Source organism: Pseudonocardia petroleophila (assembly GCF_014235185.1).
Taxonomy (GTDB): Bacteria; Actinomycetota; Actinomycetes; order Mycobacteriales; family Pseudonocardiaceae; genus Pseudonocardia; species Pseudonocardia petroleophila.
On record NZ_CP060131.1, the window covers coordinates 3,938,408 to 3,955,928 of the forward strand.

General features: G+C 72.5%; 17 protein-coding genes. 13 read left to right on the forward strand and 4 right to left on the reverse strand.

Annotation, left to right across the window (positions count from 1 at the left end; translation table 11 throughout):
- The first annotated feature begins 83 nt into the window (after window positions 1-83).
- The 5 genes from H6H00_RS19605 to H6H00_RS19625 are packed head-to-tail and all read left to right on the forward strand — an operon-like array spanning window position 84 to window position 4,144.
- Window positions 84-1,301, forward strand: coding sequence for an acyl-CoA dehydrogenase family protein (locus H6H00_RS19605; protein ID WP_379539946.1), 1,218 nt, complete (start codon window positions 84-86; stop codon window positions 1,299-1,301).
- The gene (locus H6H00_RS19610) at window positions 1,298-2,431 is read left to right on the forward strand and encodes an acyl-CoA dehydrogenase family protein (RefSeq protein WP_185717196.1); all 1,134 of its coding nucleotides are present in this window, start codon (window positions 1,298-1,300) and stop codon (window positions 2,429-2,431) included. Before H6H00_RS19605 ends, H6H00_RS19610 begins: the two co-directional genes overlap by 4 nt.
- Entirely contained in the window at window positions 2,431-3,189 is a 759-nt protein-coding gene (locus H6H00_RS19615) for an SDR family NAD(P)-dependent oxidoreductase (RefSeq protein WP_185717197.1), read from the forward strand. Before H6H00_RS19610 ends, H6H00_RS19615 begins: the two co-directional genes overlap by 1 nt.
- Before the next feature lie 32 nt (window positions 3,190-3,221).
- The gene (locus tag H6H00_RS19620; protein ID WP_185717198.1) at window positions 3,222-3,698 is read left to right on the forward strand and encodes a hypothetical protein; all 477 of its coding nucleotides are present in this window, start codon (window positions 3,222-3,224) and stop codon (window positions 3,696-3,698) included.
- Window positions 3,698-4,144, forward strand: coding sequence for a MaoC family dehydratase (locus H6H00_RS19625; protein WP_185717199.1), 447 nt, complete (start codon window positions 3,698-3,700; stop codon window positions 4,142-4,144). Before H6H00_RS19620 ends, H6H00_RS19625 begins: the two co-directional genes overlap by 1 nt.
- On the opposite strand, the gene H6H00_RS19630 is transcribed toward H6H00_RS19625, so the two are convergent.
- A complete protein-coding gene (locus H6H00_RS19630) occupies window positions 4,138-5,304 on the reverse strand; it encodes an acyl-CoA dehydrogenase family protein (RefSeq protein WP_185717200.1) in 1,167 nt (388 codons plus the stop codon). The two genes, H6H00_RS19625 and H6H00_RS19630, sit on opposite strands and share 7 nt — an antisense overlap.
- Before the next feature lie 93 nt (window positions 5,305-5,397).
- On the opposite strand from H6H00_RS19630, the gene H6H00_RS19635 reads away from it, so the two are divergent.
- Both H6H00_RS19635 and H6H00_RS19640 read left to right on the forward strand, forming a co-directional pair.
- A complete protein-coding gene (locus H6H00_RS19635; protein WP_255425267.1) occupies window positions 5,398-6,015 on the forward strand; it encodes a TetR/AcrR family transcriptional regulator in 618 nt (205 codons plus the stop codon).
- A 167-nt stretch (window positions 6,016-6,182) separates the two neighbouring features.
- Entirely contained in the window at window positions 6,183-7,943 is a 1,761-nt protein-coding gene (locus H6H00_RS19640; protein WP_185717202.1) for a sigma-54-dependent Fis family transcriptional regulator, read from the forward strand.
- A gap of 48 nt (window positions 7,944-7,991) precedes the next feature.
- Here H6H00_RS19640 and H6H00_RS19645 read toward each other — a convergent pair whose 3' ends face one another.
- On the reverse strand, window positions 7,992-9,353 hold the full coding sequence (locus H6H00_RS19645; protein ID WP_185717203.1) for an MFS transporter: 1,362 nt from the start codon (window positions 9,351-9,353) through the stop codon (window positions 7,992-7,994).
- Window positions 9,354-9,563: 210 nt separating this feature from the next.
- On the opposite strand from H6H00_RS19645, the gene H6H00_RS19650 reads away from it, so the two are divergent.
- Window positions 9,564-9,890: a putative quinol monooxygenase gene (locus H6H00_RS19650; RefSeq protein ID WP_185717204.1), complete on the forward strand. Its 327-nt coding sequence runs from the start codon at window positions 9,564-9,566 to the stop codon at window positions 9,888-9,890.
- Between the two features lie 25 nt (window positions 9,891-9,915).
- Here the strand turns inward: H6H00_RS19650 and H6H00_RS19655 are convergent, their stop codons facing one another.
- The gene (locus H6H00_RS19655; protein ID WP_185717205.1) at window positions 9,916-10,650 is read right to left on the reverse strand and encodes an SDR family NAD(P)-dependent oxidoreductase; all 735 of its coding nucleotides are present in this window, start codon (window positions 10,648-10,650) and stop codon (window positions 9,916-9,918) included.
- Window positions 10,647-11,405, reverse strand: a complete 759-nt coding sequence (locus H6H00_RS19660; protein ID WP_185717206.1) for an SDR family NAD(P)-dependent oxidoreductase — start codon at window positions 11,403-11,405, stop codon at window positions 10,647-10,649. Before H6H00_RS19660 ends, H6H00_RS19655 begins: the two co-directional genes overlap by 4 nt.
- A gap of 187 nt (window positions 11,406-11,592) precedes the next feature.
- Here H6H00_RS19660 and H6H00_RS19665 point away from each other — a divergent pair, with 187 nt between their 5' ends.
- The 5 genes from H6H00_RS19665 to H6H00_RS19685 all read left to right on the forward strand — a co-directional run bounded on the left by H6H00_RS19665 (window position 11,593) and on the right by H6H00_RS19685 (window position 17,039).
- Complete coding sequence (locus H6H00_RS19665; RefSeq protein WP_185717207.1) at window positions 11,593-12,090, forward strand: flavin reductase family protein; 498 nt, start codon at window positions 11,593-11,595, stop codon at window positions 12,088-12,090.
- Window positions 12,087-13,172 (forward strand): 3,4-dihydroxy-2-butanone-4-phosphate synthase, encoded by a 1,086-nt coding sequence (gene ribB, locus H6H00_RS19670; protein WP_185717208.1) that lies wholly within the window; start codon window positions 12,087-12,089, stop codon window positions 13,170-13,172. The genes H6H00_RS19665 and ribB overlap by 4 nt, the downstream gene beginning before the upstream one ends.
- Window positions 13,169-14,062 (forward strand): AAA family ATPase, encoded by an 894-nt coding sequence (locus tag H6H00_RS19675; protein ID WP_185717209.1) that lies wholly within the window; start codon window positions 13,169-13,171, stop codon window positions 14,060-14,062. The genes ribB and H6H00_RS19675 overlap by 4 nt, the downstream gene beginning before the upstream one ends.
- A 95-nt stretch (window positions 14,063-14,157) precedes the next feature.
- Window positions 14,158-15,042 (forward strand): vWA domain-containing protein, encoded by an 885-nt coding sequence (locus tag H6H00_RS19680; protein WP_255425268.1) that lies wholly within the window; start codon window positions 14,158-14,160, stop codon window positions 15,040-15,042.
- 461 nt (window positions 15,043-15,503) lie between these two features.
- Entirely contained in the window at window positions 15,504-17,039 is a 1,536-nt protein-coding gene (locus tag H6H00_RS19685; protein WP_185717210.1) for a restriction endonuclease, read from the forward strand.
- Window positions 17,040-17,521 lie beyond the last annotated feature (482 nt).

The window sequence follows — 17,521 nt, forward strand, 5'->3', positions numbered from 1 at the left end:
CAACCACCGGGGGCGTCTCGCTCCTAGCGTCAAGCCGAGATCGGCGGCCGTGCACGTGGTCGTCTCTGACGAGAAGGGCGACCGTGACCAGTACCGCGACCGCGCCGGGCTCGAGCGGATCCCTGGACGCGGACGGCCTCGCTGCCCGGGTTCAGGCCCTGCTCGACGACCACGACCCGGCCACCACCGACCGGATCGACTTCCTCCGCACCCGCTTCGACGCCGGCCTGGCCTGGGTGCACTACCCGGAGGGCCTCGGCGGTCTCGGTGCCGATCCCGGCCTCCAGCCAGAGGTGGACGTCGCCCTGGCCGCGGCCGGGGCCCCGGACAACCGGCCGCACACCAACATCATCGGGTTGGGCATGGCCGCGCCGAGCATCCTGCGTTTCGGCACGCCTGATCAGCAGCGGCGCTGGCTGCGCCCGCTGTGGACGGGAGAGGAGATCTGGTGCCAGCTCTTCAGCGAGCCGGGTGCCGGATCGGACCTGGCGAACGTCGCGACGAGCGCTCGGCCCGACGGTGACGGCTGGGTGGTCAACGGTCAGAAGGTGTGGACCTCGCTGGCCCACGACGCGACCTGGGCCATCCTCGTCGCGCGCACCGACCCGGCGCTGCCCAAGCACCGCGGCCTCACGTTCTTCGTCTGCGACATGAGCGCGCCCGGGGTGGACGTCCGCCCGCTGCGGCAGATCACCGGTGAGAGCGAGTTCAACGAGGTCTACCTCGACGACGTCCGCATCCCCGACGACCAGCGCCTCGGCGAGGTCGGACAGGGCTGGGCGGTCACGCAGAACACCCTGATGAACGAGCGCGTCGCGATTGGCGGCGGGACCATCCCGCGAGAGAGCGGCGCGATCGGTGAGCTGGTGAAGGCGTGGAGGGAGCACCCCGAGCGGCGGACCGCGGGCCTGCACGACCAGGTGCTTCGGTTCTGGGTCGAGGCCGAGGCGGGTCGGCTCACGGCAGAGCGGCTGGGTCAGCAGCAGGCCGCGGGCCTGCCCGGGCCCGAAGGCTCCGGCGCCAAGCTCACCCACGCCCGGCTCAACCAGCAGGTCTCCGCGCTCGAGCTGGACCTGCTGGGGGACGAGGCACTCCGGTACGGCGACTATTCCGCCCGCCGCCCCGTCCTGGTCGCCCACGCCGACAGCCCGGCGGGCTGGCGCTACCTGCGGGCCAAGGGCAACTCCATCGAGGGCGGCACCTCGGAGATCATGCGCAACATCATCGCCGAGCGGGTGCTCGGCCTGCCGCCCGAGGCGCGTGCGGACAAGGACACCCCGTGGAAGGAATTGCCCCGATGACCGCCGCCACCACATCGCACACAGCCACCCCGCGCACCGGGGACCTGCTCTACACCGAGATCGAGGACGACCTGCGCTCCAGCGTCCGTTCGCTGCTGGACAAGCGGAGCTCGTGGGACGCCGTCCTGGCCCGTACCGAGAGCGCCGACACCACCGACCGGGAGCTCTGGCGGACCCTCGCCGGCGAGGTGGGCTGCGCCGCGCTCGCCGTGCCGGAGGACCTGGGTGGCGCCGGTGCGAGCTGGCGCGAGGTGGCGGTCGTGGCCGAGGAACTAGGTCGCGCGGTGGCGCCCGTCCCGTTCCTGGGGTCCGCGGGCATCGCCGCGGCCCTGCTGCTCGCGCTGGGGGAGCGGGAGCTGCTCGCGGAGCTCGCGTCGGGGGAGCTCGTCGTCGCCCTCGCCGTCCCGTTCGGCACGGTCCCCGGCGAGCGCCCCGTCACCGTCGAGCTGCGTGAGGGCCGCTTGTCGGGGACCGTGCTCGGCGTGGCCGACGCCGCCGCTGCGCATGTGCTGCTCGTCCCGGTCGGCGACGCGCTGTACGCGGTCGGGAGCAAGGCCAACGGGCTCGCGCGCCACGAGATCGTCTCGCTGGACATGACGCGCCCGCTGGTCGACCTCGTCCTGGACGGGACGGACGCCCGCCTGATCGCGCAGGGCCCGCAGGTCCACGACGCCGTGACCGACGCCCTGCGGATCGGGGCGGTCCTCCTGGCGTCGGAGCAGCTCGGGCTGGCCGAGCGGTGCCTGGACATGACCGTCGAGTACCTGCTGGTGCGGCGCCAGTTCGGCCGGGTCCTGGGTTCCTTCCAGGCGCTCAAGCACCGGCTGGCGGACCTGTGGGTGCTGATCACGCAGGCCCGGGCCGTCGCCCGGTACGCAGCGGAGTGCGCGGCCACCGGTTCTCCCGACCTCCCGGTGGCCGCGGCGTTGGCGCAGGCCCACTGCTCGGTGGTCGTGCAGCAGGCTGCGGAGGAGTGCATCCAGATGCACGGCGGCATCGGCTTCACCTGGGAGCACCCCGCGCACCTGTTCCTCAAGCGGGCCAAGAGCACCGCGATCGCGCTCGGCACCGCCGAGCGGCACCGCGCTGCCCTCGCCGGGCTCGTCGGCATCCCGGGAGCGCAGCGCTGATGGCCATCGACCTGACCGGCCTCACCGCGGTCGTCACCGGGGGGAACAACGGCATCGGCCGTGCCATGGCCGTCGGCCTGGCCCGGGCCGGCGCGAACGTCGCGGTGTGGGCCCGCAACGCCGAGCGCAGCGCCGACGCGGTCGCCGAGATCGCCGGTCACGGGGTGAAGGCGATCGCCGTGGCCTGCGACGTCGCCGATGAGACCGCGGTGGCCGCGGCGATGGACCGCACCGTCGACGAGCTCGGCCCGCTCGGGTGCTTCGTGGCCAACGCCGGCATCGCCGAGGCGGCACCGATCACCGAGATGACGCTGGAGACCTGGCACCGCGTCCTGCGGACCAACCTCGACGGCACGTTCTTGTGCACCCGCGAGGCCGCGCGCCGGTTCGTCGACCAGGGGACCGGCGGCTCGATGATCGTCGTGTCCTCGACCATCAGCCGCTACGGCGGGGCCGGCCAGGCCGCCTACGCTGCCAGCAAGACCGGCATCGTCGGCCTCGGCCGCACGCTGGCCGTGGAGCTGGCGCGCCACCGGGTCCGCTGCAACATCCTCATCCCGGGATGGACCCGCACCGGGATGAACACCGACCTGCAGGCCGACGAGCGCTTCATGAAGGCGACGACCGGCCGGACCCCGGCCCGGCGCTGGGCCGATCCGGAGGAGTTCCATGAGATCGCGACGTTCCTCGCCGACCCCACCATGACCTTCCACACCGGCAACGAGATCGTCGTCGACGGCGGCTACACGATCTTCTGACCGCCCCGCTCCCACACCACGAGAGGACGACAATGACCGAGTCGGACGCCGATCTGATCGACGTCGAGGTACTGCGGACCGCCCTCGACGGCCGTGAGCTCCCCGGGGGAGAGCTGACCGTCGAGGCCTACGAGTCGGCCCTCGCCGACTACGCGCTGCTGGCGCCCGACGTGGACACCGAGCACGCCCACCCGCTGTGGCTGCTGGTGCTCGCCCTGCGGGGGATGGGGATCAGCGTCGACGAGCTGTGCCGGCTCGCCGGGCAGCGGGCCCAGGACACCCTGCTGTTCGGCAACTGCGAGATCGCCCAGCGTCGGCCCGTCCGGGTCGGACACCGCTTCCGGATGACGGCGTCGGCCGGTCCGGTGGCGCGCAAGGAGTCCCGCGGCGGGGGCCACCTCGACTTCGTCACCGTGCGCGTCGAGGTACACGACACCGCCGACGGCCCGCACCCCGGCGACCCGGTCGGCACGGTGACCAACGGCTTCATCTTCAAGCGAGGCGCCTGATGACCGGACCGATCCGCACTGCCCTGCCCGCGGTGGGCGACGCGGTGCCACCCTTGCGCGTCGAGAGCGTGAGCGCCGACCGGATCAAGATCATGGCGTTGGTCCTGCGCGACCCGAACCCGATCCACTTCGACCTCGACGCCGTCCGTGCGGCGGGGCTGGGGGACCGCGAGGTCAACCAGGGCGGCGTCACGATGGCGTACGTCATCGACATGCTGGTCGCCTGGACCGGCTCCCGCGCGTCGGTCCGCACGATCGACTGCCGCTTCTCCGCGAACGTGTTCGCCGGTGACACCGTCGACGTGGGCGGCACGGTCACCGCGGTGCGCGAGGAGCACGGCGTGCACCTGGTGGACTGCGAGGTCTGGGCCGACTCGGGTCAGGGCGTCCGCGCCGTCGGGGGCACCGCCACGGTGGCCTTCCTCGGAGTGCGGGTCGGTCAGTAAGAGCGCGGCAGGCCGAACGACTCGGCGAGGTTGTTGCGCGCCATCTCGTTGCTGATCGGTGCGATCCGGAACTGACGCAGGTCGCGCCAGAACCGTTGTGCGTGGGTCTCGGCGGAGATGCCCATGCCGCCGAGGATCTGGATGCCGCGGTCCGCCGCGGCCACGGCGAGCTCGGAGGTCACGACCTTCACCATGTTGGCCTCCTTGTGGCACGGCAGGCCCGACGCCTCGCGCCATGCCGCGTCGAACACCATCAGCTCGCTCTGCTTCTGACCCAGCGCGGTGTCAGCGATGTAGTGCTGGATGATCTGGTGACCGCCGATCACCTTCCCGAAGGTCTTGCGGTTCTTCGCGTACTCGACGGATTCCTCGAGGATCCCGTCGAGCATTCCCAGGGCTAGGGCCCCGCTCATCACCCGTTCGTTGTTCAGGGACGCGAGCAGGACCTTGAAGCCCTGGTGCTCGGTCCCGAGCAGCTGGGAGTCCGGGACGAAGACGTCGTCGAGGAACACCTCGCAGGAGCCCATCGCGCGCATGCCGAGCTTGGGGATGTAGCGCATGTCGATGCCGGGGGAGTCTGTCGGGACCAGCAGCAGCGTCGTGGGGGCGCGCGTCCCCGGGGTCTCCGGATCGCCGCTGCGCGCGAGCAGCAGCAGGTAGGTGGCCTCCTTCGCGCCCGTCGACCACATCTTCTGACCGTTCACCCGCCACCCGCCGTCGACCTTCTTGGCGCGGGTGGTCATGGCACCGAGCAGGTCGGTGCCGCCGCCGGGCTCGGTCACGGCGATGGAGAAGCGGATCTCGCCCGCCGCGAGCCGGGGCAGGTACTGCCGCTTCTGCTCTTCCGTGCCGCCGTGCGACAGCGCCTTCGCGCCGGCGAAGGAGGGGATGCCCCACACCCAGGACAGCCCGCCGAGGGTGCGGGCGAGTTCCCGGGCGAGCACCGCGGTGTCCACCGCATTGCCGCCCTGCCCGCCGTACTCCTCGTCGATGCCCATCGCGTGGAAACCGGCTTCCGCCATGCCCTCCCACAGCTCGTAGGGGTACTGGTACTCCCGCTTCTCCAGTTCGCTCGCGCGCTCGGGCGGGTAGTTCTTGTCCACCCACGTGCGCACGGAGTCGCGGAACGCGCGGCGGTCGTCGTCCAGGTCGAGCAGCATGGTGACGACGCTAGGAGTCGGGGTCCGCCTCCGGTTGTCGCGTAACGCGACAGCCCACGGGCGTCTGGCCCGCAGCCGGTTATCGTGCCGGACGTGGCGAGCCCGAGCACCGACGACGCGGCGGCCGGCGATGCCGGCCGCCGGATCCGGCTCGACGCCGACGACCGGCGCGACCAGATCCTCAAGGGCGCCCGCCGACTGTTCGCCGAGCGGCCGTACTCGGGCGTGTCCACGACGGAACTGGCGGCGGCGGCGGGCACGACGCGGACGAATCTGCACTACTACTTCGGCACCAAGCGCGGCCTCTACCTCGAGGTGCTGCGCGAGTTCGGGCAGCTCCCCGCGCTGCCGGCAGAGCGTGCGGGTCGGGCGACCGGCCCCGCAGAGCTCGCCCGGCTGTTCGCGCGGTGGCTCGACGTCCTCGAGCAGCACCCGCAGACCATCATGACGATGATCGGCACCACTGCCCCGGGCTCGGATCCGGAGGTGGAGGCGGTGTTCCGGGACGGCCTGCGCGCGTGGGAGGACCGGCTGATCGCCGTGCTCGAGCTGCGCGACGACCCGTCGACCCGGGCGATGATCCGGAGCTTCCAGGGGATGGTCTCCGCCGCGATCGCGGAGTGGCTCCACGGCAGCTCGTTGACCAAGGCGCAGGTCCAGGCCCTGCTCACGCGCACCCTGCTGTGCATCGCCGAGGACGTCGCCCGCTGACGAAGGTCTTCTTGACACATTGTCAGTAGCGGGGTGATGATCCGGGCTCACGATGCCGTGGTCCGCTGTGGGCAGCGGCAGTGACTCCTCGGGAGTGGACGTGGACAGCGCTGTCGTTCGACACGATCAGACCGCTCGCAGCCCGGAGGCGTCCCGTGGATGACTGGGTGCGCGCCGTTCACCACGCCCGCGAGCTGCTCGACGGGGCCGCCGCGCACATGCCCGAGAAGGCGGGTGCGGTCCGGCCGGTCGTCTACGACTCGTGGAAGCGCTCCAAGCTGCAGGGCCTCGACCCGGACAGCGTCGCGCCCGGCTACTACCCCGAAATCGAGCTCGACTCCTACCTGACCCGCGTCGTCGCACCGCTGGTGGAGAGGCGCCGCGGCGCTCTGGACGCGGCGATGTGCGCGCTGTCGTTGACCGACCAGGACGGGCGGTTGCTGCGGCGCTGGGTCCCCAACACCTCGTTCGCGGGCAGGCTGGACTCCCTGTCCGTGTTGCCGCGGTTCTCCGTCGCGGAGTCGCACGTGGGGACGACCAGCGCGATCTCCCTGCTGAGCGGCACGCCGGTGCTGGTCCGCGGCCCGGAGCACTTCTCCGAGGTCTTCCACGCGCTGAGCTGTGCCGGAGCCCCGATCGTCCACCCGGTGACCCGACGGATCGTCGGCAGCATCGACCTGACGTGCCGTCTGGAGGACACGAGCCCGTTCGTCCTATCCTGGGTGGTGGAGCTCGCGGCCGACGTGCAGAGGGCCTTGCGGGACTCGGCGTCGCGACGCGAGCGCCTCCTTCTCGACTCCTACCTCGCCCACAACCGCGACGCCCGGCACCCCCTGGTCACCCTGGACCGCAACACGATCATCACCAATGCCGCGGCGGCCCGCCTCATCGGCGGGATGGACCAGGCCGTGCTGTGGGAACACGCGTCGCGGGCCATCGGCGAGAGTGCGACCGCGGCGCGGAGCGTGGTGCTCGCCGACGGCACCCGGGTGTCGATCGAGACCCGACCGGTCACCGACGGCCCCGACGTGGTCGGTGCGGTCCTCAAGATCAAGCAGGAGTCGGCCCGTGAACCGTCGCGGCGCACCGCGCGTCCGGCCACCCCGCTGTCGGGCTTGGTCGGACACAGCGCCCGGTGGACGGCGCTGTGCGCGCAGGCCGCGCGGATCGGCCCGGTCGACCGGCTCCTGGTGGTGGGCGAGCAGGGGAGCGGCCGCGCGGCCGTCGCGCGCTCTCTGGCGCAGCCGGGGCCCGTGCGGCTGCTGGACGCGGCGCAGGCCGGCAGCTCGGGTCACGAGCGCTGGCTGCGCGACGTCGAGACCGAGCTCGACGGCCCCGACGAGAACCTCGTCCTGCGCCACGTCGATCTCCTGGACCCCGCACTGGCGCAGGCCACCGATGCCGCACTCCGGCGCCGCCCGACGGGGCGGCAGGTCTTCGCCACCTCGGAGGTCGGACCGATCGCGGCGGGTCGCCGCAACCCGCTCCTCGACACGTTCGTCGACGTCCTAGAGGTTCCGCCGCTGCGCGACCGGTTGGACGACCTACCCACGTTGCTCGCCGCGCTGACCGCCAGGTCCGTGGGTGACGGGCCGGTGGTGCGCTGGATGCCCGACGGCGTCCAGGCCCTGAGCCGGCTCGACTGGCCGGGCAACGTCGCCTCGCTCGACGCGCTGGTGCGGGGACTGGTCGCGCGCTGCCGGACCGGCTACATCGGCGCGCGCGACCTGCCTGCCGACGTCGCCGCCCGTGCCTCCCGGCGACCGCTTGCCATGCTGGAGCAGGCCGAGGCCCAGGCGATCATGCGCGCCCTGCAGGACGCGGGCGGCAACAAGCACCGCGCCGCGGAGTCGCTCGGGATCGCGCGCTCGACGCTGTACCGCAAGGTGCGGGCGCTCGGGCTGGACCTGTCCACCACGGCGTTCTGAGTCCGTCCACCGCGGGGCGGCCGGGTGGCCCGGCCGCCGGTGGTCGGCTCAGGACGACTGAGGGACCGCGCGGTCCGCCGCACCGGGCCGCGGGACCGGGCGGTAGCTCTCCTTCGTCGTGACGATCGACACCAGCGTGAGCACGGCGGCGACGGCCACGAACGCTGCGACGGCGTTGATCGTGCCGGTCGCGGCCAGCAGGGACGCGGCGATGAGCGGGGCGAACCCGCCACCCACTACGGCGCCGAGCTGGTAGCCCACCGACGCGCCCGAGTAGCGGACGCTGGTGCTGAACATCTCGGTGAAGAACGCCGCCATCGGTCCGTACAGCCCGCCGAGAACGATTCCGGCCGTCAGGGCGGCGACGAGCATCCCGGGGACGGTCGCGGTCTCCATCAACCAGAAGAACGGGAACGCCGACAGCAGCGTCGCGGCTCCGGCCGGAACCAGGACCCGCTTGCGCCCGACCCGGTCCGACAACGTCGCGAACAGCGGGATCGTCAGGACGGTCGCCCCGCTGGAGATCAGGATGATCGTCAGGATCGTGGACCGCGCGACGCCCAGTGTGCCGACATAAGACACCATGAACACGATGAGGATGTAGTAGTAGACCTGGATCACCAGGATCATCCCGCCGGACTGCAGGATCTGCCGCGGGTGGGTGCGCAGGGCCTCCACCAGTGGTGAGCGCGGCCGGATCGGGGTGGCCTCGGCGGCGCCCGGCTCGGGGGCGGAGTCCTGGAGGCTGCGGAAGTCGGGGGTGTCCTCGATCTTTAGCTGGATGTAGAGGCCCAGCCCGATCACGAGCACGCTGAGCAGGAACGGCACCCGCCATCCCCAAGAGGCGAACGCCTCCGCGGGCAGCGCCGCGATGAGGACGAGGAACACCACGTTCGAGAGGATGACCGCGAGCGACGGTCCCATCTGGGCGAAGCTGCCGTAGAACCCGCGGCGATGGGGCGGAGCGTTCTCGGTGACCAGCAGCATCGCGCCGCCGTACTGACCGCCGATGGCCAGGCCCTGCACGCAGCGCAGCAGCACCAGCAGGATCGGCGCGGCCACCCCGATGGTGGCGTAGGTGGGGAGCAGCCCGATCAGCGTCGTCGCGACACCCATCATGACCATCGCGACGACCAGCATCCTCTTGCGGCCCATCCGGTCGCCGAAGTGCCCGAAGACGACGCCGCCGACCGGCCGGAACAGGAACCCGACGCCGAACGTCGCGAACGCCGCCAGCGTGCCGACCACGGGGGACACCGACGGGAAGAACACCGTGTTGAACACCAGGGCCGCGGCTGTCCCGTAGATGTAGAAGTCGTACCACTCCAGTGTGCTCGCGGAGAGCGCTGCAGCGGCCACCCGTCGCAGCACCCGCTCCGGCGGCGCGCCGCCGCTGTCCTCGTCGACCATCTCGTCACGCCCTCGCAGGTCAGGGCCGGTGCGGTCACCGGACCGGGTCCCTGCACGGTAGGGACGGCGTGTCCGGCGCAGGTGTCGCAGAACAGGACGGCGGGGGCCGGTGTGGAGCGGATTGCGACACCGGACGCCGTGGTCGCCTGCCTAGCGTCGGCCCCGAGCGCAGCACCGCCGTTCGCTCGCGGCCGTTCCGGAGGAGTCCCTGTGACCGAGCCCGTCGTCGTCGTCGCCACCGTCGTGCCGAAGCCCGGCCGCGACGAGGAGGTGGAGGCCGCCTTCCGCACCGCGGTCGCCGCCACCCATGCCCAGGACGACGGGTGCGAGCTCTACGCCCTGCACCGCTCGGTCCGCGGCAAGGAGGGGTTCGTGGTCGTCGAGAAGTGGTCCTCGGCCGACGCGCTCCGCGCCCACGGTGGCGGTGCCGCGTTCGCGGCGCTGTCGGCCGAGGTGGCCGACCTGCTGGTCGAACCCCTCGGTGTCACGGTGCTGCAGCCCCTCCCCGCCGGGGACGAGGAGCTGGGCCGGCTCTGAGTCCTCGGCGACCTGGCGGCGGGGTTCAGGCGCGCCAGAGGTGCGGGCCCGGCCGGGTCATCGGGACGTGCGGGACCACCACTGACCGGCTCAGTCGGGTCAGCGCCACCACGAGCTCGGCGACGTCCGCGGCGTCGATCATGGCCTCCGGGCTCACCTGGTCAGCCAGGCCCGCGGTCATGTCCGTCGCCACGTAGCCGGGGCACACCGCCGTCGCCGTGACCCCACCGGAGGACTCTTCGGTGTTGAGCGTCTCGCACAGCGACGTCAGCGCCGCCTTGCTCGCCCCGTAGGCGGAGTTCAGCGGCTCCCCGGCGACGCCGGTCAGCGAGGAGACGGCGATGACCTTCGCCGTACCGCGGTCCCCGGCGGTCCGGCGCAACGCCGGCAGCAGCCGCTGGGTCAGCACGAACGCCGAGCGCACGTTGATCGCGTACAGCTTGTCGAAGCGACGGGCGGGGAAGTCGGCGAACGGTCCGATGGACCCCATGCCGGCGTTGAGCACCAGGGCGTCGATGCGGTCGTAGGTCTCGAGGTGCGCGTCCGCCAGCGCCACGACGTCGTCCTCGCTGCCCATGTCGGCGGGGACCGTTCGGACCCTCCCGCCGTGCGACCCGACCAGCCGCGCCGCCTGCTCGTCGAGGGGGCCGGCCGACCGGGCGCTGGTGGTGAGGTCCCAGCCGGCGGCGGCGAGCCGGTCGGCGATGAGGGCGCCGATCCCACGCGAGGCGCCGGTCACGAGCGCTGCGGGGGCGGTCACCGGGGCGCCATCCGGATCGCGCCGTCGAGCCGGATCGTCTCGCCGTTGAGCATCGGGTTGACGACGACGTGCGCCACCAGGGCGGCGTACTCGTCGGGGTCCCCGAGCCGAGAGGGGTGGGGGACCTGCGCCTCCAGGGATGCGCGGGCCTCGTCGGACAGTCCGCGCAGGATCGGGGTCGCGAACATCCCGGGCGCGACGGTCACGACGCGGATCAGGGATCCCGCCAGGTCCCGCGCGATCGGCAGCGTCATGCCGACGATCCCGCCCTTCGACGCCGCGTAGGACGCCTGCCCGATCTGCCCGTCGAAAGCGGCGACCGACGCGGTGTTCACCACCACGCCGCGCTCATCGTCGACGGCCTCGGTCCGGGCCATCGCCTCGGCGGCGAGCCGGATGACGTTGAACGTGCCGATGAGGTTGATCTCCACGACACGGGCGAAGCGCTGCAGGTCGAGCGGGCCGCTGCGTGACAGCGTCCGCGCCGGGTCGCCGACCCCCGCGCAGTTGACCGCGACCCGCAGCGGGCCCCGCTCCGACGCGGCCGCCACCGCGGCGCCGACCTGCTCGGCGTCCCGGACGTCCGCCGCGACGAACGTGGCCCCGCCGAGCTCCCCGGCCGCTGCGGCGCCCGCGGACGACGCGAGGTCGACGAGCACCACCTCGGCGCCGTCGGCCGTCAGCCGTCGCGCGGTGGCCAGGCCGAGCCCGGACGCACCTCCCGTGACCAGAGCCACCGCTCCTCGTACGTCCACCGTGCTCCCCTCGCCGCGTCCCGAGCCGTTCAGGACGTGCCGGCGACGTTCCCAGCCGGGGCCGCAGCGGGGTTGTCGCACTTCGCGCCAGACCCCGCGCCGTGCCGGTGGAGCGGATTGCGACACCCGGGGACGACCGCGCGGCCTAGCGTCGGAGCGAGCGAATCTCGAAGGAGGTGGACGGCCGATGATCCGGATCGATGGGGTGACGGCGGACCCGGCTGGTCTGCGGGAGGTGTTCGGCTGCTTCCCCTCCGGGGTCACGGCGGTCTGCGCGCTGGTCGACGGGGTGCCGGTGGGGATGGCGGCCAGCTCCTTCACGTCGGTCTCGGTCGACCCGCCCCTGGTGTCGGTGTGCGTGCAGGACAGCTCGACGACCTGGCCGAAGCTCCGCGGTAGGCGCCGGTTGGGGGTCAGTGTGCTCGCCGAGGGCCACGACGCCGCCTGCCGGGCGCTGTCGATGAAGCACGGCGACCGCCTCGCCGACGTGGACTGGGAGGTGGGCGAGGACGGCGGCGTCTACGTCCACGGATCGAGCGCGTGGCTCGACTGCTCCCTGCACGCCGAGCTCCCGGCCGGCGACCACTCGATCGCCCTGCTCCGGATCCACGGCGCCAGGGCCGATGCGGACCGGCCACCGCTCGTGTTCCACGGCAGCCGCTTCCGCCGGCTGGCGGCGCTGTGAGCGGCAGCCGGGTCACCGACGCGCTGGCCGCAGTGGCCGCCGGACGGCCGGTGGTGGTCGTCGACGACGCCGATCGCGAGGACGAGGGCGACCTGATCTTCGCCGCGGAGTGCGCGACGCCGGCGCTGCTGGCCTTCACCGTCCGCCACACCTCGGGGTTCGTGTGCGTGGCCCTGCCCGAGGCGGAGTGCACGCGGCTGGCCCTGCCGCCGATGCACCACACGCTGGGGGACCGGTTCGGCACGGCCTACCGGGTGACGGTCGACCTGCGTGGCACGGGTACGGGCATCTCCGCTGCCGACCGGAGCCGCACGGTCGCCGCGCTCGCCGCCGCCCACACCCGTTCCGCCGACCTGCTGCGGCCCGGGCACGTCGTGCCCCTGGCCGCGCGCGAGGGCGGCGTGCTGCGCAGGCCCGGGCACACCGAGGCCGCCGTCGACCTCGCGCGGCTCGCCGGGATGCGCCCGGCCGGTGCGCTGTGCGAGATCGTCAGCACCGCCCGGCCGGGCGAGATGGCCCGCGGCTCGGAGCTGGAGGGCTTCGCCCGGGACCACGACCTGGTACTGGTGTCCATCGCCGAGCTGGTGGCGCATCGGGAACGTACGGAGGCGCAGGTGGTGCGCGCCGCCGCCACCGCTCTCCCGACGGGTCCCGGGCAGTTCCGCGCCGTCGGTTACCGCGGTGTCGCGGACGGGGCGGAGCACGTCGCCCTGGTCCACGGCGAGGTGGGCGAGGGCCGGGACGTGCCGGTGCACGTCCACGTGGAGTGCCTGACCGGCGACGTGTTCGGGTCGCGCGCGTGCGGGTGCCGCGCGGCACTGGACGGCGCCCTCCGGACCGTCACGGCGGCCGGACGGGGTGTCGTCGTCTACGCGCGCCCGGCGGGCGGTGTCCGGGCCTGCGGCGTCCTCGACCCCCTGCGGCCCCCGTCCGGGACCGCCGTGCCCGCCGCCTCCATCCTGCGGGACCTCGGGGTGTGGTCGGTCCGGCTGGTCGGCGGGACCGGCAGCGTGCACACCGTCCTGGTTGACCAAGGCCTGTGCGGCGACGACCGCACGGCACCCCAGGCGGTGGCCGGATGACGGGCACGACGGTGTCCACGCGGGCCGCGGTGGCCGCGGTGGTCGTGGGCCGGTCCCGGGAGCTGGACCTGGTGCTGGCTGCGGTGTCGGCGGGGCGCGATGTCCTGCTGGAGGGGCCGCCGGGGACGTCGAAGTCGACGATGCTGCGCGCGATCACCGCCCATTGGGGGGTGCCGTTCGTGCTGGTGGAGGGCAACGCGGAGCTGACACCGGCCCGGCTGGTCGGCCACCACAACCCGGCGCGGGTGCTGCGGGAGGACTACTCGGCCGAGAACTTCGTCGCCGGCCCGCTGGTGGAGGCGATGCGGGCGGGCGGGTTCCTCTACATCGAGGAGCTCAACCGCACCCCGGAGGACACCCTGAACACGCTGCTGGGGGCGATGGCGGAGCGGGAGGTGACGGTGCCGCGGGTCGGGACGGTCACGGCGCTGCCGACGTTCCGGGTGCTGGCGTCGATGAACCCGTTCGACAACGTGGGCACGGCACGGATCTCCGACTCGGTCTACGACCGGTGGTGCCGCCTCGCGGTGGGCTACCAGGACGCGGGGGAGGAGTCCGACATCGTCCGGGCGCGGACCGGGTCCGAGGACGAGCTGCTGGTGTCCGACGCCGTCGCGATCACCCGGGCCACCCGCGCGCACCCCGAGCTGCGCCGCGGCTCGTCGGTGCGCGGGGCGATCGACCTCGTCGCCGTCGCGGTCGAACTGGGGAAGCTGAGCTCCTACGCCGACCGGGAGCGGCTCGTCCTCGACGCCGCACTGCTCGCGCTCTCGGCGCGGGTCGGGGTCGACGAGGCCTCGGACGCGACCCCGGAGGCGGTGATCACCGAGATCTGGGAGAACCATTTTTTCTCCTCCCCCGGCGTGCGGCGCCGGGACCTCACCGCCTGAGCGTCGACAACGCTGTCGCGCTGCCGACCGCCGAGACCCGGTCCCCGCTCGCCCCGCTGCGGCGCCGACCCAAGCAGCTCACGGAGGCACCGCAGGTGTTCGCCTCGGGGAGCGGCCCGCCGGTCGTGGTCGAGCTCGACGGCGGCCGCGGCGACGGGGCGGACGGCGCGACCGGTGGCCAGGGCGTGCTGGTGACCGCGCAGACCGCGCGGCGCCGCGATCTGACCGAACTGCTGGAGGACCGGCCCGCCGATCCCGAGGTGGCGGTGATGGCCGCGCGGATCGCCCGCCGGCTGGCGATCCGGCGCCGCCCGCGTGAGGTCCGGCGCGAGCGCGGTGGGGGCGGGTTGGCATCGGTGCCCTACCGGTACCGCTCCGACGACATCGACCTCGACCGCACCATCGAGGTGCTGACCGAGCGGCCCTTCCCGGAGGACACCGACATCGTCGTGCGGGAGAGGATGGGATCGCGGCGGGCCGTGGTGCTCGTCGTGGACGTCTCCGGGTCGATGCGGGGGGAGAAGGTGCGGATCGCCGCGGCCACGGTGGCGGCGCTGGCTGCGGACCTGTCGGGGGCGGGTGACCAGTTGGCGGTAGTGGCGTTCTGGTCCGACGCCGCTCTGCTCAAGCCCCTCACGACGCCGTCGTCCACCTCGGCGCTGCTCGACCAGCTGCTGCGCATCCCCGCCCGCGGTCTGACCGACGTCGGGTTCGGGTTGCAGGTGGCCCGCACCGAGCTGGTTCGCGACGCGGCGCGGCACCGCACAGCGGTCCTGCTGTCCGACGCGGTCCACAACGCGGGCCCGGACCCGCGACTGGTCGCACGGCGCTTCCCGGAGCTGCACGTGCTGCTCGAGACCGACGGTGAGCACGACGCCCCGCTGGGCCGCGACATCGCCCGGCTGGGGAAGGGGCGGTGCTTGCCGGTGGCGTCGCACCGCGACGTCGCACCCGCCCTGAACCGGATCCTGGCCGGCTGACTGCGACGTGTCCGCCGCCGCAGGGTTTGTCCAGTCGATCCCACCGCCGTGTTCGACTTCTGGACGGAGGTCGCGCGGTGGGCGACGAGGATGGAGATCGGTGCGGGTGAGCGGTTCGAGCTGGGCCCCCTCGGTCCCCGGCCGCGCAAGGTGTTCGGGATCGGCACGACCTTCCACGGCTACCTGGAGCAGGCCAGGCGGTCGGTGCCCGAGGTGCCGCTCGCATCTGATCTGAGGGCGAGCGCCCCAGCACACGGCCTGTCTGCGCCTGTCCGGTCGGCGTCCCCTGGTCGCTGGTCGGTTGGATGGATCGGGTGGTGTCCAGCCGCCGTTGTGACGAATCGGCACTGCGACGGTTGGTCCAGCAGGCGGATCTCGTTGCTGATCCGTGGTCATCTCGTGGCTGCGCGTGGTCCCATCCTGTAGCTGGAGGTCGTGCGGGACTGGCCGAGGGGACGTGCGTGGCGGGCTCGCGGGAGTGGGAGCGGCAGCAGCGACGGATCGCGACGGAGCTGGAGCGTGAGCGTCGCGCCACTGAGCGCGATCGGGTGGCCGAGGAGAAGGCGGCGCATCAGCTGCGGGTCGCGGAGAAGCGTGAGTGCGCGCGTCGCCGGACCGAGGAGCTGGAGGAGCGGATGTCCGCACTCCGCTCCGCTCTGCCGAACGGGCTACGACACCCGGCGGAGGTGGACATCGAGGAGATGCGCCGGCGACCGGAGACGAGCCGGCTGGAGCTGGGAGAGCTCGTCGAGCCGATCGTTGCGACCTCCTGGGAGCTCGCGGAACCTCCTCGGCCCGGTGCGTTCGCGCGGGCCCTCGGTGGGATGCGCGAGTGGCGCGACCAGCGGGATGCGGCGAAGGTGCGGTACGACGCGTACGTCGACGACGTCCGGCGTCGGGAGAGCCTCCGCCTCGAGCAGGTCGCACGCCTGCAGCAGGAGCACGCCGAGAGGATGCGCCTCGCGCTCGTAGAGGCTGATCACCACAACGCCGAGGTGAACCGCATTCGCGACGGGCTACCGGCCCGTGAGAAGACCGCGGTCGAGTCGTTCCTGCGGCATGTTCTGCTCGAGCTGCCGCTGCCGGAGGGTTTCCCGCACGAGGTCGACGTCGTGTTCAGCCCGGCCACGGAGCAGGCCCTGGTACAGCTGACGCTGCCGCCGCGGGATGTGGTGCCTGTCGAGAAGTCGTTCTCCTACATCGAGCGGTCGGATTCCGAACGCACCGCGGCTCGGCCCCCGCGGGAGATCGCGGAGGCGTACCGCAGCGTGGTCGCCCAGGTCGTGGTGCTAGCCCTTCGCCAGGTCCTCGGCGCGGACGGGGCGCTGCTGAGGGTGGGCGTGAACGCTCACGTACACGCGATCGACCCGGCGACGGGCGAGTGGGAGTACCCGTGTCTGGTGAGCGTCGATGCGGCGCGGGAGGACTTCCCACGGGAGGAAGCGCTGCGGAACGTCGATGCGGTGCAGTGCCTGAACCGACTCAAGGCGATCGTCTCCCATCACCCGTACGCCCTGGAGGCGGTCGAGCCGGTCCTGGTCTTCGACCTCACCAAGTTCGCCTTCGTGGAGGGACTGGACGCGGTAGCCACATTGGATGCCCGGCCGAACCTCCTGGAGATGAGTTCGACCAACTTCGAACACCTGGTGCGCCAGCTCTTCGAGGCCCAGGGCGCAGAGGGCTGGACCACGACCCAGAGCAACGACGACGGCGTCGACGCGGTGATCGTGAACCGCAGCAACCTCATCGGCGGGCTCGCCGTCGTGCAGGCCAAGCGCTACAAGCCCGGCAACGTGCTCGGGCCCAGCCACTACCGGGAGCTCGCCGGCACGATGGAGGAGAAGAAGGCCGGGTGGGGCGTGCTGGTCACGACGTCCCGGTTCACCGCAGGTTGCGAGCAGAAAGCTCGAGAACACGGCCGGATGCAGCTGATCGACGGGAACCGCCTGATCTGGTTGATCAAGGAGTACCTCGACAAGGACGTCCTTGTCGGCTGACAGTCCTCCTCCTCCCCTCGTGAGTTGATCCGGCAGTACGCAGCGGGCGGGAGAACAGGGCAGCGAGATATGCCGATGGCAGCCTTCTGGCGCGAAGAGGCGGGAACGGGGGCGTTCCCGACGGCACAAGCCTCGGTGCGTGGTCGATGCGGACGGCTCGGTGTTCGACGTGACCACGCTTCGATCCACTCGTCATAGTCGCCTGTCACCGTGGACGGGACGGGCCGGAGGTCGGGACGCCGAAGGGTTCGCGCCGATGAGGTGCGGTCCTGCCGGGTGGTGGTTCGGTTCTCGGAGTCGGAGCGTCGCAAGCTCAACGATGCGGCGCGCCTGGCCGGTGCCGCGCTTGCTGCCTGGATCGGGGATGCGGCTCTGCGGGTGGCTGCGGGTCGTGGCGAGGGGACCGGCGTTACCGATTTGCTACGGCTCCACGCTGACGTCGTCGCATTTGCCTCGCGAGCATCGGGCTCAGACGCTGCCGA

Excerpts from the sequence above, each read along its gene's own strand:
- H6H00_RS19610 (WP_185717196.1), top strand. The coding sequence starts at position 1,298 with ATGACCGCCGCCACCACATCGCACACAGCCACCCCGCGCACCGGGGAC.
- H6H00_RS19615 (WP_185717197.1), top strand. The coding sequence starts at position 2,431 with ATGGCCATCGACCTGACCGGCCTCACCGCGGTCGTCACCGGGGGGAAC.
- H6H00_RS19620 (WP_185717198.1), top strand. The coding sequence starts at position 3,222 with ATGACCGAGTCGGACGCCGATCTGATCGACGTCGAGGTACTGCGGACC.
- H6H00_RS19625 (WP_185717199.1), top strand. The coding sequence starts at position 3,698 with ATGACCGGACCGATCCGCACTGCCCTGCCCGCGGTGGGCGACGCGGTG.
- H6H00_RS19630 (WP_185717200.1), bottom strand. The coding sequence starts at position 5,304 with ATGCTGCTCGACCTGGACGACGACCGCCGCGCGTTCCGCGACTCCGTG.
- H6H00_RS19645 (WP_185717203.1), bottom strand. The coding sequence starts at position 9,353 with ATGGTCGACGAGGACAGCGGCGGCGCGCCGCCGGAGCGGGTGCTGCGA.
- H6H00_RS19665 (WP_185717207.1), top strand. The coding sequence starts at position 11,593 with ATGATCCGGATCGATGGGGTGACGGCGGACCCGGCTGGTCTGCGGGAG.
- H6H00_RS19675 (WP_185717209.1), top strand. The coding sequence starts at position 13,169 with ATGACGGGCACGACGGTGTCCACGCGGGCCGCGGTGGCCGCGGTGGTC.